This is a genomic window from Streptomyces sp. NPDC050610 (assembly GCF_040654875.1).
Classification (GTDB): Bacteria; Actinomycetota; Actinomycetes; order Streptomycetales; family Streptomycetaceae; genus Streptomyces.
Genome location: NZ_JBFAIV010000022.1, coordinates 19,767 through 36,613, shown reverse-complemented (window position 1 = coordinate 36,613; position 16,847 = coordinate 19,767). Strand labels below are relative to the sequence as shown.

Sequence of the window (16,847 nt, the reverse complement as noted above, 5' to 3'; positions counted from 1 at the left end):
GCGCCCACCGGCCGCCCCGGGCGGCGTCAGACGGCGGAGGGCCGCGTCGCCCGCTCCAACTCCAGCAGCACTGAGTGGTACCTGCGGCCGGTGGCGTGGTCCATGCCGATCTCGCACATCCGGTTCGCCGACAGATGGGCGTCGAACGGGCGCGACGTCACCTCCGCCGCCTCCCGCTCCGTCGCCGACCGCGTCAACTCCTTGTGCAGCATGCCGCGGTCGCCGGCGAAGGCGCAGCACCCCGCGTCGTCCGGCACCACCACCTCCCGCGCGCACGCCTCGGCGACCGTCACCAACTGCGCCTCGTCCCCCAAGTGCCGCATGGAGCAGGTGGGGTGCAGGACGGCCGAATCGATGGTCCGCAGCACGGTCAGCTCGGGCAGCAGCTCCTCGGCCGCCCAGACGACCGAGTCGACGACATTCAGCTCCGCGTGCAGCTTCCGGTTGTCCTCGGTCAGATACGGCACCACCTCATGGGCGATGCCCAGCGTGCACGACGTGGCGTCGACGACCAGCGGCAGCCGGCCGCCCGCCGTCCAGCCCCACGCGGCCTCGACGATGCGGTTGGCCATGACCGCGTTGCCGTCGTCGTACCCCTTGGAGTGCCAGATCGTCGCGCAGCACGTGCCCGCCACGTCCCCCGGAATCCACACCGGCTTCCCGGCGCGCGCCGAGACCGCGACCACGGCCTCCGGCAGCGAGGGCCCCGCATATCCCTCGGGCTCCCCGAAGATCCGGTTGACGCAGGCCGGGTAGTAGACGGCGACCGCGCCGACGCGGCGCGTGGCGGGCAGCTTGCGGGCCGCCGCCCCCGGGATCTCCGGCAGCCACTCGGGCACCAGATCGGGCCGTACGGCCTTGCGCGCGGCGCCGGTCACCGACTCCAGCAGCCGGTCGCTGATCTGCTGCGCCGCACCCACCGCGAGCCGCGCGGACTTCTCCACCACCTTGAAGCGCTTGGCGACGAGCGCGGCCGTGCGCTCCTCGCGCGGCGAGTGCCGCTGATGCCGGAAATCCTTCATCATCGCGCCGGTGTCGATGCCGACGGGGCAGGCGAGCTTGCAGGTCGAGTCGCCGGCGCAGGTGTCCACGGCGTCGTAGCCGTAGCTGTCCAGCAGGCTGTCCGTGACCGGCGAACCCGGGGCCTGGCGCATCATCTCCCGGCGCAGCACGATCCGCTGGCGCGGCGTGGTCGTCAAGTCGCCACTGGGGCAGGTCGGTTCGCAGAACCCGCACTCGATGCACGGGTCGGCGACCTGCTCGACCCGCGGAATCGTCTTGAGGCCGCGGAGGTGGGCCTTCGGGTCGCGGTCGAGCAGGACGCGCGGGGCGAGGATGGTGTGCGGGTCGACGAGCTCCTTGATCCGCCACATCAGCCCGGTCGCCCGCGGCCCCCACTCCAGCTCCAGGAACGGGGCGATGTTGCGGCCCGTGGCGTGCTCGGCCTTCAGGGAACCGTCGAAGCGCTCCACGGTGAGCGTGCAGAAGTCGTCCATGAAGGCGGCGTAGCGGTCGACGTCGGAGGGCTCCGCCGCGTCGAAGGCGAGCAGGAAGTGCAGGTTGCCGTGGGCGGCGTGGCCGGCCACGGCGGCGTCGAAGCCATGCCGCTCCTGGAGCTCCAGGAGCGCCTCGCACGCTTCGGCGAGCCGCGAGGGCGGCACCGCGAAGTCCTCGGTGATCAGGGTCGTGCCGGACGGGCGGGAGCCTCCCACCGCGGTGACGAACGCCTTGCGGGCCTTCCAGTAGCCGCCGATGGTGCCGGGGTCGCGGGTGAAGGCGTTGGTCACCGAGGCGACGGGCGCGGTGAGTTCGAGGCCGCCGATCGCCTCGTTCGCGACCCGCTCGTACTCCGTGAGGGCCGCCTCGTCGGGAGCGCGGAACTCGACCAGCAGGGCCGCCGTCTCCTTCGGCAGCTCCGCCCAGTCGGCCGGTACGCCCGCGACGCTGACGGAGGCGCGCAGGGTGTTGCCGTCCATCAACTCCACGGCGAGCGCGCCTGCCTCGTTGAACAGCGGTACGGCCGCCGCTGCCGCCTGGAGGGTGGGGAAGAAGAGCAGGGCGGTGGAGGTGAGGCGGTGCAGCGGCAGGGCGTCGAAGACGACCTCCGAGATGAAGCCGAGCGTGCCCTCGGAGCCGACCATCAGCCCGCGCAGGATCTCCACGGGCGTCGAACCGTCCAGGAAGGCGTCCAGGCGGTAGCCGTTGGTGTTCTTGATCTCGTACTTCGCGCGGATCCGGGTCGTCAGCGCGCCGTCCGCCTCGATCTCCGCCTTGAGGGCCAGCAGCCCCTCGCACAGCTCCGGCTCGGCGTGCGCCAGGTCCGCGTCGGCCTGCGGATCGCCGGTGTCCACGATGGTCCCGGACGGCAGCACGAGCGTCAGGGAGCGGACCGTGCGGTACGAATTGCGGGTGGTGCCCGCCGTCATTCCGGAGGCGTTGTTCGCGACGACGCCGCCCACGGTGCAGGCGATGGAGCTGGCCGGGTCCGGGCCCAGCACCCGATCGTGCCGCGCTAGGGCGACGTTGGCCCGTACCACGGTGGTGCCGGGCTGGATACGGGCCTGCGCGCCGTCGCCCAGGACCTCGACGCCCGCCCAGTGCCGGCGGACGTCGACGAGGATGTCCTCGCCCTGCGCCTGTCCGTTGAGCGAGGTGCCCGCGGCCCGGAAGACCACCTGGCGGCCCTTGCCGTGGGCGTAGGAGAAGACGGCGGAGATGTCGTCCACATCCTCGGCGACCACGACGACCTGCGGCGTGAAGCGGTACGGGCTCGCGTCCGAGGCGTAGCGCACCAGGTCGGAGACCTTCCACAGCACCTTCTCCGGGCCGAGCAGCGCCTCCAGATCACCGCGCAGCGGCTGCGGCGTGCCCTGGGAGCGGTCGCTCGCGACGCGGTCGGGGGAGGGGGCCCGCGTCGTGGTCGGCCGGAGTGCGTCGGGGTCGGGCTCCAGAAGCGGCATGGTGCTCTCCAAGTGGTGCGTCTCGGCGTCGATGGCTGAACGCGAGCTTCGTGCGCGGTGTCGAAATGTCAGGTTTCAGGCTCAGGGTCTCGGAATGCGGTACTGATTCATGGTGCCGCGCCGGGGTGCCGGCCCCGATGCCGGGGTGTTCTCCCGGTATACGGCCTCGGGGCGCGGCCGTGGAGTGGTCGCGGTACGGCTGCGGTGCGGTTGCGGGACGGGGTCAGCAGTGGTGGCCGTTCGGCCCGGCCATCAGCTGGGCCAGCAGCTCGCCCAGCACCTCGCGCTGGTCGTCGTCCAATGGGGCCAGGATGTCCTCCGCGGCCGTGCGGCGCGCGTCGCGCAGCGCGCGGAGCGTCGAGCGGCCGCGGTCCGTGAGCTCGATCCGGATGACGCGGCGATTGGCGGGGTCCGGCACCCGGCGCACCGCCCCGGCCGTCTCCAGTGCGTCGACCAGGGTGGTCACCGCGCGCGGCACGACCTCCAGCCGCTCGGCGAGGTCGGCCATCCGCGGTGGTTCCTCGCCGAAATGGGCGACGGTGCGCAGCAGCCGGGACTGTGCGGGGGTGATGCCCACCGGTTCGAGGAGGCGGCGCTGTGCGCGGTGGAGTCTGCGGTTGAGGCGCAGCAGCTGTTCGGCGAGGTGGCCGGTCGGATCGGGGGCCGTCATGATCGCAGGATACAGGACTCAATGCATTGTGAGTATAGGTAACAATGAGCTATGCTCGCCGAAACTTCGTCACCGCACCACCCTCATGAACCCGCATCCCTGTGAAGGAGCCCATGCCCCGCGACGACATCGAATGGACGCCCCCGCCCGCAGACCCGGAACAGCCCGCGCAGCTGCGGCGCATCCTCCGGCTCTTCCGCCCCTACCGCGGCCGCCTCGCCATCGTCGGGCTGCTGGTCGCCGCCTCCTCGCTGGTCTCGGTCGCCTCGCCGTTCCTGCTCCGCGAGGTGCTGGACGTCGCCCTGCCGCACGGCCGTACGGGCCTGCTCAGCCTGCTCGCGCTGGGCATGATCGCCGCCGCCGTCGTCAACAGCATCTTCGGCGTCCTGCAGACCCTCATCTCCACCACCGTCGGCCAGCGCGTCATGCACGACCTGCGCACCGCCGTCTATGCCCAGCTCCAGCGCATGCCGCTGGCGTTCTTCACCCGCACCCGCACCGGCGAGGTCCAGTCCCGGATCGCCAATGACATCGGCGGCATGCAGGCCACCGTGACCTCCACCGCCACCTCGCTGGTCTCCAACCTGACCAGCGTCGTCGCCACCGTGGTGGCCATGCTCGCCCTGGACTGGCGGCTCACCGTCGTCTCGCTGCTCCTGCTGCCGCTGTTCGTCTGGATCAGCCGCAGAGTCGGCCGCGAGCGCAAGAAGATCACCTCGCAGCGGCAGAAGCAGATGGCCGCCATGTCCGCGATGGTCACCGAGTCCCTCTCGGTGAGCGGCATCCTGCTGGGCCGCACCATGGGCCGCGCCGACTCCCTCACCAAGGGTTTCGCCGCGGAGTCCGAGCGCCTCGTCGACCTCGAAGTGCGCTCCAACATGGCCGGCCGGTGGCGGATGTCCACCATTGGCATCGTCATGGCCGCCATGCCCGCCCTCATCTACTGGGCCGCGGGAATGACGCTCCAGCTCGGCGGCCCGGCCGTCTCCATCGGCACCCTGGTCGCCTTCGTCTCGCTCCAGCAGGGCCTGCTCCGGCCCACGGTCAGCCTGCTCACCACCGGTGTCCAGATGCAGACCTCCCTCGCGCTCTTCCACCGCATCTTCGAGTACCTCGACCTGCCGGTGGACATCGACGAGCCCGCGGAGCCCGTCCATCTCCCGACCGTCCGCGGGGACGTCCGCTTCGAGAAGGTGTCCTTCTCGTACGACGCGCAGGACGCGGGCGAGTCGCGAGAGCCGGGGAACCCGGACGCCGCTGACGCTGACGTCGCCGACAACGCGGGCAGGGCCCTCACGCTCAGCGGGATCGATGTGAGCGTTCCGGCGGGCGGCAGCCTGGCCGTCGTCGGCCCCACCGGCTCCGGCAAGAGCACCCTGAGCTACCTCGTGCCCCGGCTCTACGACGTCACGGGCGGTCGCGTGCTGATCGACGGGGTCGACGTCCGCGATCTCGACTTCGACACGCTGGCCCGAGCGGTGGGCGTGGTCTCGCAGGAGACCTACCTCTTCCACGCCTCCGTCGCCGACAACCTGCGGTTCGCCAAGCCCGATGCCACCGACGACGAGATCGCCGCCGCCGCGAAGGCCGCGCAGATCCACGACCACATCGCCTCACTGCCCGACGGCTACGACACTCTCGTCGGCGAGCGCGGATACCGCTTCTCCGGCGGCGAGAAGCAGCGCCTGGCCATAGCCCGGACCATTCTGCGCGACCCGCCCGTGCTCATCCTCGACGAGGCCACCAGCGCGCTGGACACCCGTACCGAGTTTGCGGTCCAGGAGGCGATGGACGCGCTCTCCGCCGGGCGTACGACCATCACCATCGCGCACCGGCTCTCCACGATCCGCGACGCCGACCAGATCGTCGTGCTCGACGGCGGCCACATCGTGGAGCGCGGCACCCACGACGAGCTGCTCGCGATGGACGGCCGGTACGCGGCCCTGGTGCGGCGCGACACGCAACTCGCCCCCGCGGCCTGACCGCCCACGGCCCGGACCGCCGCTGGGCACCGCCTGAGCGCGGTACGGCCTGAGCACGATATGGCCCGGCCTCCCGGTTGCGTCCGGCCCCGCGCTACGGCCTCGCGGTTCGGCCCTGTGGCCGGACCTTCGTGGGGTGTGAGCGTGGCGCGGGCTCGGCAGGCCCGCGATCCCGGCCGCGCGTCGGCGTTAGCGGGCGGCCGTGCCGGGGGAGTAGCGGATCATGACGAGTACCGATCACATAGCGGCCGGGCGCGGCAAGCCCTCCGGCGCGCGCCCCGTATCCGCGTTCCGCCAGCTGGCGGCGGCCTCCGTCGGCAACGCCGCCGAATGGTACGACTGGTACGCGTACTCGTTCCTCGCCGTCTTCTTCGCCGACCAGATCTTCCCCAAGGGCTCCGGAAACTCCCTCGTCCCGCTGCTCTCCACCTTCGCCGTCTTCGCCGTCGGCTTCTTCATGCGCCCCGTGGGCGGCCTGCTCATGGGGGCCGTCGCCGACCGCCACGGCCGCCGTACCGCGCTCACCGTCACCATCCTGCTCATGGGCGGCGGCAGCCTCCTCGTCGCACTCACCCCCACCTACGCCGCCGTCGGCGTCCTCGCCCCGGTCGTCCTCGTCATCGCGCGGCTCGTCCAAGGGCTCTCGGTGGGCGGCGAATTCGCCGCGTCCACCACCTTCCTCGTCGAGTCGGCGGGCCCGGGCCGACGCGGCCTGTTCTCCAGCTTCCAGTACGTGTCCACCACCATCGGCCAGCTCATCGCCTCGGGCGTCGCCGCGCTGCTCACCCATCTGCTCACCGACGGGCAGATGGGCGACTGGGGCTGGCGCGTGCCGTTCCTGTTCGGCGCGCTCATCAGCCTCGTGGGCTTCTGGGTCCGCCAGGGCGCGCACGAGACGCGCAGCGCGGAGCAGCGGGCCGCCGCCCGCCCCGCGCTCTTCGAGGCGCTGCGCAGCCACCCCCGCGAGTCGCTGCTGATCTGCGGCATCACCGCGGGCGGCACCATCGCCTACTACACCTGGACCACCTACCTGCCCACCTACGCCCAGGTCAACGCGGGTTTCGACAAGGGCGACGCGCTGCTCGTGGGCACCATCTCGCTCGCCTTCTTCGCGCTGCTCCAGCCGCTGGGCGGGATGCTCTCGGACCGCATCGGCCGCAAGCCGTTGCTGATCACCTTCGCGGTGGGGTTCGCCGTCCTCGCCGTGCCGCTGCTGCACGCGGTCACCGACGCGTTCCTCTCGTTGCTGCTGGTCCAGTGCGCGGGCATGGTCCTGCTCACCGGCTACACCTCGGTGGCAGCCGCCGTGAACGCGGAGGTCTTCCCCGCGCGCGTACGGGCCGCAGGCATCGGGTTTCCGTACTCGCTGACCGTGGCGCTCTTCGGCGGCACCGCCCCGTACGTCGGCACCTGGTTCAAACAGGCCGGCCACGCCGGGGGCTTCCCCTGGTACGTGGCCGGGCTCTGCCTGATCTCGGCCTGCGTGTACTGCGTCCTGCCGGAGACCGCGAAGCGGCCGATGGAGCGCTGAACGGACGGGCCGAGTCGTGGGTCGGAGCCCCCGGAGCCCCCGAAGCGACCGAGGGCGCCGCGGTCGACGAAGTCGCGTACGGCCGCGTCGATGCCGCGTTCCTCCAGAGCGGGCTGAGCGGGCTGAGCGAGCAGGCCGGCATGCTGAGCGAGCGGGTCGGCTATGCGTGCCGTGCACATAGCACGGCGCAGCACGGCACGACGCGGCGGCGCCGCACCTCCCTGGGACGGGGAGATGCGGCGCCGCATGGGGGGGAGAGCGTCCGTCAGACGAGCCAACCCACGAAGTGGACGATGCCGGCGAGCAGGTTGGTGATGATGTTCATGGTGGTGCCTTCTCCTTGGTGCAAATGTGGGACCAACATCCGGCTCGTCATGGGGACTTGAGCCGGATGCGCGATGACGGTCTGCAGCCCGTCGCTTGCGCACCGTAAGCATCATGCGTCGCAGGGTGATTTCGCAATCTCTCCCGGAACGATCACGCGTTCTAGCGAACGTCCGGTCCCTTGTTCGTGTGTTCGTCGTGTCCGGCGGTCTCTGAGGGGGGCTCGACGGTCCCCGGATCGAGTTTCGTGGCCGCCGGGTCGAGTACGCGCGCGAGGAAGGACCGCGTACGGGCGTGCCGGGGCGCGCCCACGACCTGCTCCGGCGTGCCCTCTTCGACGATCACTCCGCCGTCCATGAACACCACCCGGTCCGCGACCTCCCGCGCGAAGCTCATCTCGTGCGTGACGACGAGCATCGTCATGCCCTCGTCGGCGAGTGAGCGCATCACCGCGAGCACCTCGCCCACCAGTTCCGGGTCGAGCGCCGACGTCGGCTCGTCGAACAGCATCAGCTCGGGGTCCATGGCCAGCGCCCGTGCGATGGCGACCCGTTGCTGCTGGCCGCCGGAGAGCTGCGCCGGGTAGGCGGACTCCTTGTCCGTGAGCCCCACCCGTTCCAACCGCTCCCTCGCCACCCGCACGGCCTCAGCCTTGCCCCGGTGCAACACCCGCCGCTGGGCGATGGTGAGGTTCCCCAGGGCCGACAGGTGCGGGAAGAGGTTGAACGACTGGAAGACCATGCCGATCCGCCGCCGCACCTGGTCGATGTCCACCTCCGGATCGGTGATCTCGACGCCGGCCACCGTCACCGACCCGGACGTCGGCTCCTCCAGCAGGTTCACGCACCGCAGCAGCGTCGACTTGCCCGACCCGGACGGTCCGATCACGCACACCACCTCGCCGCGCGCCACCCGGAAGTCGATGCCGCGCAGCACCTCCAGCTCGCCGAAGGACTTGCGCAACCCCCGGACCTCGATGGCCGTGCCCGCCGCGCCGCTCTCCACGCCGCCCGCCGAACCGCTCGCCGCGCCACCTGTCGCCCCGCTCTCCACGTCGCTCTCCATGCCGCTCACCTCGCCCTCGCCGTACGGGCCTCAAGCCGCCGCACCAGATGGCCGAGCGGCAGCGTGATGACCAGATAGCACAGCCCCGCGATCAGGATCGGGGTGAGGCTGCGGTTCTGATTGAGGGCGTCCCGGCCGAACTTGGACAGCTCGTACTGGTCGAGCGAGAGGCCCAGCAAATACACCAGTGAGGAATCCTTCGTCAGCAGGATCAATTCATTGGTCAGCGGCGGCAGCACGATCCGGAACGCCTGCGGAATCACGATCGACACCATGGCCCGGCTCTGCGACATGCCCAGCGAACGCGCCGCCTCGGTCTGCCCCTTGGGGACCGCCTGGATGCCCGCCCGTATCGTCTCCGCCATGTAGGCCGCGCCGACCAGGCCGAGAGCCAGCATCACCGTCGCGTACTGATTGATGGCCACCTGGAAGGCGAGTGGAACGCCGAACCCCAGGGCGATGAAGACCAGCAGCGTGGGTACGCCGCGGAAGAACTCGATATAGGCGACGGCCAGCCAGCGGTAGGGCGGCACTTCCGAGAGCCGCATGAGCGCCAGCAGCAGCCCGAGGAGCAGTCCGAAGCCGAACCCGAGAAGGGTGTAGATGACGGTGTTGACCAGTGCGGTGGTGATGATGTCGGGGAATTGGGCCTTCGCGACCTCGGCGTCGAAGAAGGCCCGCCGGATCTCGCCCCAGTCGGCGGCGAACACCAGCGTGAGCAGGACGGCGGCGAGCACGGCGTACTGGACGGCGCGTATCGCCCGGGACCGCTGTCGGCGGGACATGGCCATGTGAGGCGGTCTCCTCACTTCTTGGGAGCGGTGGAGAACCATTTGCGGTAGATACGGTCGTAGCGACCGTCCGCCTTGGCCTTCTTGAGCACCTTGTTGACCTCCTCGCGCAGCGCGTCGTTGCCGGTCTGCACACCGAAGCCGTACTGCTCGCCCGTACGGAATTCGGCCGCCACCGCAAGCTCCGGATTCTTCTTCGCGTAGTCCAGGAGAACGCCGTTGTCGTGGACCACCGCGTCGAGCTGCCCGGTCTTCAGATTCGTGAGCAGCAGGGCCAGATCCTCGAACTGAACCTTGGTGGCCCCTGGGGCGTGCTTCCTTCCGTAGACCTCGCCCGTGGTGCCCTGCTGGACGCCCAGCCGTTTCCCCTTGAGATCGGCGAGACTCCGATACGGCGCGCCCTTCTTGGCGAGCAGGGCCTGAGTCGCCTCGAAATAGCTGTCCGAGAAGTCCAGGTTCTTCTCGCGCACCGGCGTGATGGTCATCCCGGCCGCGGCGATATCGCACTTCCGGGTATTGAGGTCTTCGCCGGTCTGAATGCCCTCGAAGGGCGCGTCCACGATCTCCTGCTTCACCTTGAGATCCTCCGCGACCAGATCCACCAGATCCACATCGAAGCCCACGATCTTGTTGTGCTTGCGGACCTGGAACGGTTCGTAGGGCAGATGGGTGCAGGTCTTCAGCTTCCCCTTCTCGACCAGGCTCAGCTCCGAGCCGTCCGATCCGGAGACCTTGGTGCTCGTACAGCCGACCAGCAGGGCGAGGGCGGCGGTGGTGGCGGCGAGGGCGGACAGCGCTGAGCGGGTGAACACGACGCCTCCATGCGTGGATCGGCGAGAAGTTGCACATGATCAGTGAGCTGTGCCGCATCCTGCCACCGCCCGGACCCCCTGTCTGCACCCCCGCACACCCCCGTAACCTCGGTGAGCATGAGAAATCCGACGCTGGACACAGACCGGCTATGCGACCGGATCGATCGGCTGGACATGGACGTACGGGCCTTCGTCGCCGAACCCGACCGCCGCGAACGGCTGCGCGCCGAGGCCGCCGAGACGGCCGCGCGCCACTCCGGGAGCTCCGCCGAGCCGCCGCTGTACGGCATCGCGGTCGGCGTGAAGGACATCATCCGCGTCGACGGCCTGCCCACGCGCGCCGGATCGGAGGTGCCCGCCGAGGCGCTGACGGGCCCTCAGGCCGTGGTGGTCGACCGGCTGCGGGCAGCGGGCGCGCTGGTGGCCGGGAAGACGGTGACGGCGGAATTCGCCGTCCTCGCGCCGGGGCCCACCCGCAACCCGCACAACCTGGAGCACTCGCCCGGCGGTTCGAGCAGCGGCTCGGCCGCCGCCGTCGCGGCGGGCATGGTGGAGCTGGCGATCGGCACCCAGACGGTCGGCTCCGTGATCCGCCCGGCGGCGTTCTGCGGCGTGGTCGGCTACAAGCCCACTCACGGCCGCATACCCGTCGCCGGCGTCATCGACAACGCGCCCACCCTGGATACGGTCGGCGTCTTCGCGCCCGACGTCGCGGGCGCGGCGCGCGCCGCCGCCGTGCTCTGCGACGGCTGGCGGGACGCGGCAGCGTACGACCGGCCGCCGGTCCTCGGCGTCCCCGACGGCCCCTATCTCCGGCGTGCCGACGACGAGGCGCTGGCCGCCTTCGAACGGCAGGTCGAGCGGCTGGCCGACGCCGGTTTCCCGGTCCGCCGGGTTCCGTTCATGGCGGATTACGAGGAGATCGTCCGGCAGCAGTTCCTCGTCAACCGCTACGAGGTCGCCCGCGTCCACGCCGACTGGTTCCCGCGCTATGAGCGGTACTACCGCGAGGAGACGGCGGCCGCGATCCGGCAGGGGCACGGCGTCGCGCGGGCGGACTACGAGGGCGCGCTGCGGCACCGGGACGAGTTCCGCGCCCGTCTGCCGCACACGATGGACGAGGCGGGCGCAGATCTGTGGATCATGCCCGCCGCGCCGGGGCCCGCGCCGCGCGGCATCGCCACCACCGGTAGCTCGATCATGAACCTGCCCTGGAGCTACGCCGGCGCGCCCGCCCTCACCGTGCCCGCCGACCGCGCCGCCGACGGACTGCCGCTCGGCCTCCAGGTGACCGCCGCGCCGGGAGCGGACGAGTACCTGATCGCACGGTGCGCGGCGATCGAGTCGGCTGTCGCCGGCTGAGCCCTGCCCAGAGCGGGGTGGCGCGCGCGGGCGGCCTGCGTCCGTACGGTCTCGGCGTCCCTGCGGATCAGCACACGGACCACCGGCCACCGATCACTGGCAGATCTGGGAGAGTCGGGAGATCCGGGAGCGCGGGGAGATCCAGCGGATCAGGGCCGCCCGTCCCTCACGCCTCCGCCTCGTCCTCCACGATGATCACTTCGAGGGTGCGCGGGCCGTGCACGCCCTCCACCCGGTCCAGCTCGATGTCGCTCGTCGCCGACGGCCCCGAGATCCAGGTCAGCGGGTGCGCCGGGGCCAGCCGTTCCAGCCCCTGCACCACCGAGTCGACGACGTGCTCCCGCGCCCGTACCACGCAGATGTGGTGGTCGGGTACGAGCGTGATGCGGCGGCGCCCCTGGTCCGGCCCGGCGTCGAGGACGACCGTGCCGGTCTCGGCGATGGCGACCGCGCACCCGGTGACGACGCTGTCCACGGCGTCCAGGCCGCGCGCCGTGTCCCCGGCGGCGTCGGGCAGCCGCTCGACGTCCGCCTCCGCGAGCCACTCCGGCGGCAGCCCGGCCGGCACGACCACGCTGCGCGAACCGTGCTCGCCCAGCAGGCGGGCGATCAGCGCGGGCAGTTCGGCGGACGCGCAGCGGTGCACGGCGGCTCGGTAGTCGGCCAGGTTCTCGGCGAGCAGATCGACCCGCTCGGCGTGCGTCCGGTCGCCGTGCGTCCGCAGATAGTCGCGTGCCACCGGATGGTCCTGCGGCCGCTCGTGCCGCGGCACATCCGCCAGCGCGCGCCGCACCCGCCCCAGCACCCTCTCTCTGCTGTTCACTTCGTGCCCTTCTCGCCGCGTGTACGGGCCCACCAGTCCCGGAACGACTCCGCCGGCACCTCGGGCAGCTCGCGCGTCTCCGACCAGGCGCGGCCGGGGCCGGGCAGCCGCTTGGGGTGCAGCCGGCGGGTACGGGCGGCGAGCCGCTGGCCGCGGCGGAGCGCGCCCGGATGGTCGAGCGCCCAGCGGGCGGCCCGCATCGCCGCCCGCTCGGCGGCGTGCCCCTTCGCGGGCTTGATCACCGCCTTCGAGCCGCGCAGCGTCACCTCGCCGCCCTCGACGACCCGCTCCCGCAGATGGACCAGCACCTCCGGGATGTCGATGGCGACCGGGCACACCTCGTAGCACGCGCCGCACAGCGAGGACGCGTACGGCAGCGACGCCTCCAGGGAGCCGCTGACGCCGCGCAGCTGCGGGGTGAGGATCGCGCCGATCGGACCCGGGTAGGCCGACCCGTACGCATGGCCGCCCGCCCGTTCGTAGACCGGGCACACATTGAGACAGGCCGAGCAGCGGATGCAGCGCAGCGCCTGCCGGCCGACCTGGTCGGCGAGCGTGTCGGTGCGGCCGTTGTCGAGCAGCACCAGGTGGAAGGTCCGCGGGCCGTCGCCGTCGGCGGTGCCGGTCCAGGTGGAGGTGTAGGGGTTCATCCGCTCGGCCGTCGAGGAGCGGGGCAGCAGTTGGAGGAAGATCTCCAGGTCCTGCCACGTCGGCACGATCTTCTCGATGCCGACCACCGAGATGAGCGTCTCGGGGAGCGTCAGGCACATCCGCCCGTTGCCCTCGGACTCGACGACGACCAGGGTGCCCGAGTCGGCCACCATGAAGTTCGCGCCCGAGATCCCCACCTTGGCGTTCAGGAACTTCTCGCGCAGATGCAGCCGCGCCGCCTCCGCCAGTTCGCGCGGCTCGTCGGTGAGCGCGTCCGGCGCGGGGCGGCCCCAAGCGGCCATCTTCTCGCGGAAGATGTCGCGGATCTCGCCGCGGTTGCGGTGGATCGCCGGTACCAGGATGTGCGAGGGCAGATCGTCGCCGAGCTGCACGATCAGCTCCGCGAGGTCGGTCTCGTACGCGCTGATCCCGGCCTTCGCCAGCGCCTCGTTGAGCCCGATCTCCTGCGTCGCCATCGACTTGACCTTGACGACCTCGCGCTCGCCGGTCTCCTGGACGAGCCGGGTGACGACGCGGTTCGCCTCGTCCGCGTCCGCCGCCCAGTGCACGGTGCCCCCGGCGCGGGTGACGGCCTCCTCCAACTGCTCCAGGTAGTGGTCGAGGTGACGGAGCGTCCGGTCCTTGACGGCGGCACCGGCGGCGCGCAGCGCGGCCCAGTCGTCCAGCTCCGCCACGGCCTTGGCGCGCTTGGCGCGGATCGTGTGGGTGGCGTGCCGGAGGTTGCCGCGGAGCTGGGCGTCCTGGGTGGAGGCCGCCGCGGCCTCGGGGAACGGCGCGCGGGAGGCGGCGGGGTGGCTGCCCGGCATGCCGAGGTACGTACGGGTCACAGCGGGCTCCCCTCGGCGGCGGCCTTCGCGGCGGGCGGCGGAGCGCCCTCCGTGGCGGCCAGGATCTCCGCGATGTGCACGGGCCGGGCCGCCGCGCCCTGCCGGGCCAGGGTGCCGCCGATGTGCATGAGGCAGGAGTTGTCGACGGTGCAGATGGTCTCGGCCCCGGTGTCCACGATGGCGCGCGCCTTGTCCGCTCCCATCGCCGCCGAGACGGCGGCGTTCTTGACGGCGAAGGTGCCGCCGAAGCCGCAGCACTCGTCCGCGCCGGCCAGTTCGCGCAGTTCGATGCCCTTGACGTGCTCCAGCAGCCGCCGCGGCCGGTCGCCGAGGCCGAGCATCCGCAGCCCGTGGCAGGTGGGGTGGTAGGTGACGGTGTGCGGGTAGTACGCGCCGACGTCCGTCACGCCCAGCACGTCGACGAGGAACTCCGTCAACTCGTACGTCTTCGGCACCGCGCTGGCCGCGGCCTCGGTCAGCTCCTCGCCCCGCCCCTCGGCGGACGCCTTCGCGCCGATCCGCGGGTAGTTGTCGCGGACCATCGCCGCACACGAACCGGACGGCGTGACCACGTAGTCGTACTCCCGGAAGGCCGCGGCGTAGCGGCGCACCAGCGGCTCGGTCTCGTGCCGGTACCCCGTGTTGAACTGGGGCTGCCCGCAGCACGTCTGCGCCGACGGGAAGTCCACCTCGACGCCGAGCCGCTCCAGCAGGGTGACGACGGCCTGCCCGGTGTGCGGATAGAGAGTGTCGTTGACGCAGGTGACAAAGAGCGCGACGCGCACGGAACCTCCTTCGGGACTGCGGCCATACTGCCCCAGGGGCCTATGGCTGTGAAGGATTCATCCGATGTCTGTCACGCCTTGCTCATATCCCCGGGACCTGTCGGGCCGTCAGTTCCGGGACGGCTGAGCCGTCCGCCTGGCCGTAGGTTTCCCGCTGGTCCGGCCGCCCGCCGGGCCGCCTGACCAGTGGCTCACGCCACCGGCGCCGCGGCCGCCGCCGGCTCGCGCGCGAGCAGTTCGCGAATGTCGCGTACCGCCATTCGGCCCGCGCGGTTCGCTCCGATCGTGCTCGCCGACGGACCGTACCCCACCAGGTGTACGCGCGCGTCGCGCACCGCACGGGTCCCCTCGACCCTGATCCCGCCGCCGCTCTCGCGCAGCTTGAGGGGGGCGAGGTGGTCGATGGCGGGCCGGAACCCGGTGGCCCAGAGGATGACGTCGACGTCCACGGTCCGGGGCGCTCGCCCTCGCGCGCCGTCGTCCCAGGCCACCCCGGTCGGCGTGACGCGGTCGAACATCGGCAGCCGGTCCAGTACGCCCTGTTCCCGGGCCCGCCGCACCGCGTCGGTCACGGGCAGACCGGTCACCGAGACGACGCTCCGAGGCGGCAGCCCCAGCCGTACGCGCTCCTCGACCAGCGCCACCGCCTCCCGGCCGGCCCGCTCGTCGAACGGCCCCTCGCGGAAGACGGGCGGCCGCCGGGTCACCCACGTCGTACTGGCCGCCACCTCCGCGATCTCCATCAGATGCTGCGTCCCGGACGCGCCCCCGCCCACGACGAGCACCCGCTGACCTGCGAACTCCCGCGGCCCCGGATAGTTCGCGGTGTGCAGCTGACGGCCCCGGAACGTCTCCTGCCCGGGGTAGCGCGGCCAGAAGGGCCGGTCCCAGGTGCCGGTCGCGTTGATCAGCGCCCGCGTCGACCAGTCGCCGTCGGACGCCCGTACGAGCAGCCGCCCGCCCTCGCCCTCACGCACCTCCGCGACGTCCACCGGCCGGCGAACGCGCAGGTCGAAGGTGCGCTCGTAGGCCGCGAAGTACTCGCCGATCACCTCGGACGACGGCCGTGCGCCATCGGCCCCGGTCAGCTCCATGCCGGGCAGCGCGTGCATGCCGTGCACCTTGCCGTACGTGAGCGAGGGCCAACGGAACTGCCAGGCGCCGCCGGGGCGCGGCGCGTGGTCCAGCACGACGAAGCCGTGGCCGGGCTGGTAGCCGGCCCGTCGCAGGTGGTAGGCGCTGGACAGGCCGGCCTGCCCGGCGCCGATCACGACGACGTCGACTTCGCGCGCCCCGAAGTTGTTCATGGTTCTACTAACGGTGGGGGCGGGGGATCTCTTCCCGGATCGCCGATCCCGGCCTCGGCTCGGCCGTCGAACTTGTTTGCGCATGTCGCGGCCGCTTGACGGGGATGGCGGGTCGCGTGAAAGTCGAGCAATCGAGTGCAAGCGGATTCGGCGGTGGGGGCCAGACATGAAGCTGCGATTCCTTGGGATCGTCCCGGACACCGGCAAGGACGACTCGCCCACTGTGTGGATGGACGAGGACAGCGGAGACCTGCTGATTCAGTCCTACAAGGCGACCGAGGAAGAGGTGAAGGCGCCCCAGGAGGGCGCCTCGATCCCCGGGCGCGGTAGGGAAGTATCCCGTCACGAGGTGATCGTTCGGATGCCCAAGGTCATGCAGGCAGTACCTGCTGTCCGGCGAGGGTGGGCAGGGCCATGGTGAACGCCGTACTCGACGGGCTGGCGCAGGCCCGCCATTCCGCTGTGCATCTGGAACTGCGCGACTCCTATCAGCCCGACGACCCCGAGTTCGTCGCTTGGCAGCAAGGGAAACGGCTGGACCCTGCCGCTGACCGTTCCACGTGGTGGCGGCCGTTCCTGGACGTGGTGACGGAGACGACGGCGCGCGGAGTTGCCATGCGGCGGGCGAGGGTCGTCTCGGAACCGGTGACGGACTACATCCGGTATGAGTACGACGTGACGTTCCCCAACGTGGTGGCCGGTGAATCGGTCCGCTGGCTGTCCCGTCGGAAGGCCGCTGACATCCCGCTCCCCGGTACCGACCTGTGGATGTTCGACAGCGAGGCCGTGTTGTTCACGTACTTCTCCGGAGTCGGGGATGTCGTCGACCGAGAGTGGCGCACGGAACCGGAGGTCCTTCGGCTGGTCGAGTCCGCCTTCGAGCTGGTGTGGGAGCGGGCCATGCCTCACGGGGAGTACAGGGTGGTTTAGCGAGCC

At 71.3% G+C, this 16,847-nt stretch carries 14 protein-coding genes; 5 read left to right on the top strand and 9 right to left on the bottom strand.

Features of this window, described 5'->3' with window-relative positions; translation table 11 throughout:
* Positions 1-26: 26 nt before the first annotated feature.
* Together AB0I22_RS25295 and AB0I22_RS25290 are read right to left on the bottom strand one after the other, a co-directional pair.
* Positions 27-2,960, bottom strand: coding sequence for an FAD-binding and (Fe-S)-binding domain-containing protein (locus tag AB0I22_RS25295; protein ID WP_363133180.1), 2,934 nt, complete (start codon positions 2,958-2,960; stop codon positions 27-29).
* A gap of 223 nt (positions 2,961-3,183) precedes the next feature.
* Positions 3,184-3,630, bottom strand: coding sequence for a MarR family transcriptional regulator (locus tag AB0I22_RS25290; RefSeq protein WP_363133179.1), 447 nt, complete (start codon positions 3,628-3,630; stop codon positions 3,184-3,186).
* A 113-nt stretch (positions 3,631-3,743) separates the two neighbouring features.
* Between AB0I22_RS25290 and AB0I22_RS25285 the strand changes: the two genes are divergently transcribed.
* Positions 3,744-5,612, top strand: coding sequence for an ABC transporter ATP-binding protein (locus AB0I22_RS25285; protein WP_363133178.1), 1,869 nt, complete (start codon positions 3,744-3,746; stop codon positions 5,610-5,612).
* A 223-nt stretch (positions 5,613-5,835) separates the two neighbouring features.
* Positions 5,836-7,143, top strand: a complete 1,308-nt coding sequence (locus AB0I22_RS25280) for an MFS transporter (RefSeq protein ID WP_363133177.1) — start codon at positions 5,836-5,838, stop codon at positions 7,141-7,143.
* A 486-nt stretch (positions 7,144-7,629) separates the two neighbouring features.
* Here AB0I22_RS25280 and AB0I22_RS25275 read toward each other — a convergent pair whose 3' ends face one another.
* The 3 genes from AB0I22_RS25275 to AB0I22_RS25265 are packed head-to-tail and all read right to left on the bottom strand — an operon-like array spanning position 7,630 to position 10,135.
* Entirely contained in the window at positions 7,630-8,532 is a 903-nt protein-coding gene (locus AB0I22_RS25275) for an amino acid ABC transporter ATP-binding protein (RefSeq protein ID WP_363133176.1), read from the bottom strand.
* Between the two features lie 5 nt (positions 8,533-8,537).
* Positions 8,538-9,323 carry an amino acid ABC transporter permease gene (locus tag AB0I22_RS25270; protein ID WP_363133175.1) on the bottom strand — a complete coding sequence of 262 codons (786 nt, stop codon included), beginning with the start codon at positions 9,321-9,323 and terminating at the stop codon, positions 8,538-8,540.
* 14 nt (positions 9,324-9,337) lie between these two features.
* Complete coding sequence (locus AB0I22_RS25265; protein WP_363133174.1) at positions 9,338-10,135, bottom strand: ABC transporter substrate-binding protein; 798 nt, start codon at positions 10,133-10,135, stop codon at positions 9,338-9,340.
* 117 nt (positions 10,136-10,252) lie between these two features.
* On the opposite strand from AB0I22_RS25265, the gene AB0I22_RS25260 reads away from it, so the two are divergent.
* Complete coding sequence (locus AB0I22_RS25260) at positions 10,253-11,497, top strand: amidase (RefSeq protein WP_363133173.1); 1,245 nt, start codon at positions 10,253-10,255, stop codon at positions 11,495-11,497.
* 166 nt (positions 11,498-11,663) lie between these two features.
* On the opposite strand, the gene AB0I22_RS25255 is transcribed toward AB0I22_RS25260, so the two are convergent.
* From AB0I22_RS25255 to AB0I22_RS25240, 4 genes are all read right to left on the bottom strand, one after another.
* On the bottom strand, positions 11,664-12,320 hold the full coding sequence (locus AB0I22_RS25255) for a lactate utilization protein C (protein ID WP_363133172.1): 657 nt from the start codon (positions 12,318-12,320) through the stop codon (positions 11,664-11,666).
* Positions 12,317-13,798: a LutB/LldF family L-lactate oxidation iron-sulfur protein gene (locus AB0I22_RS25250; protein WP_363133275.1), complete on the bottom strand. Its 1,482-nt coding sequence runs from the start codon at positions 13,796-13,798 to the stop codon at positions 12,317-12,319. The genes AB0I22_RS25255 and AB0I22_RS25250 overlap by 4 nt, the downstream gene beginning before the upstream one ends.
* A 17-nt stretch (positions 13,799-13,815) precedes the next feature.
* The gene (locus tag AB0I22_RS25245; RefSeq protein WP_363133171.1) at positions 13,816-14,604 is read right to left on the bottom strand and encodes a (Fe-S)-binding protein; all 789 of its coding nucleotides are present in this window, start codon (positions 14,602-14,604) and stop codon (positions 13,816-13,818) included.
* A gap of 191 nt (positions 14,605-14,795) precedes the next feature.
* The gene (locus tag AB0I22_RS25240; RefSeq protein WP_363133170.1) at positions 14,796-15,911 is read right to left on the bottom strand and encodes an NAD(P)-binding domain-containing protein; all 1,116 of its coding nucleotides are present in this window, start codon (positions 15,909-15,911) and stop codon (positions 14,796-14,798) included.
* 166 nt (positions 15,912-16,077) lie between these two features.
* On the opposite strand from AB0I22_RS25240, the gene AB0I22_RS25235 reads away from it, so the two are divergent.
* Entirely contained in the window at positions 16,078-16,332 is a 255-nt protein-coding gene (locus tag AB0I22_RS25235; RefSeq protein ID WP_363133169.1) for a hypothetical protein, read from the top strand.
* On the top strand, positions 16,326-16,841 hold the full coding sequence (locus AB0I22_RS25230; protein WP_363133168.1) for a DUF6879 family protein: 516 nt from the start codon (positions 16,326-16,328) through the stop codon (positions 16,839-16,841). The genes AB0I22_RS25235 and AB0I22_RS25230 overlap by 7 nt, the downstream gene beginning before the upstream one ends.
* The last annotated feature ends 6 nt before the right edge of the window (positions 16,842-16,847 follow it).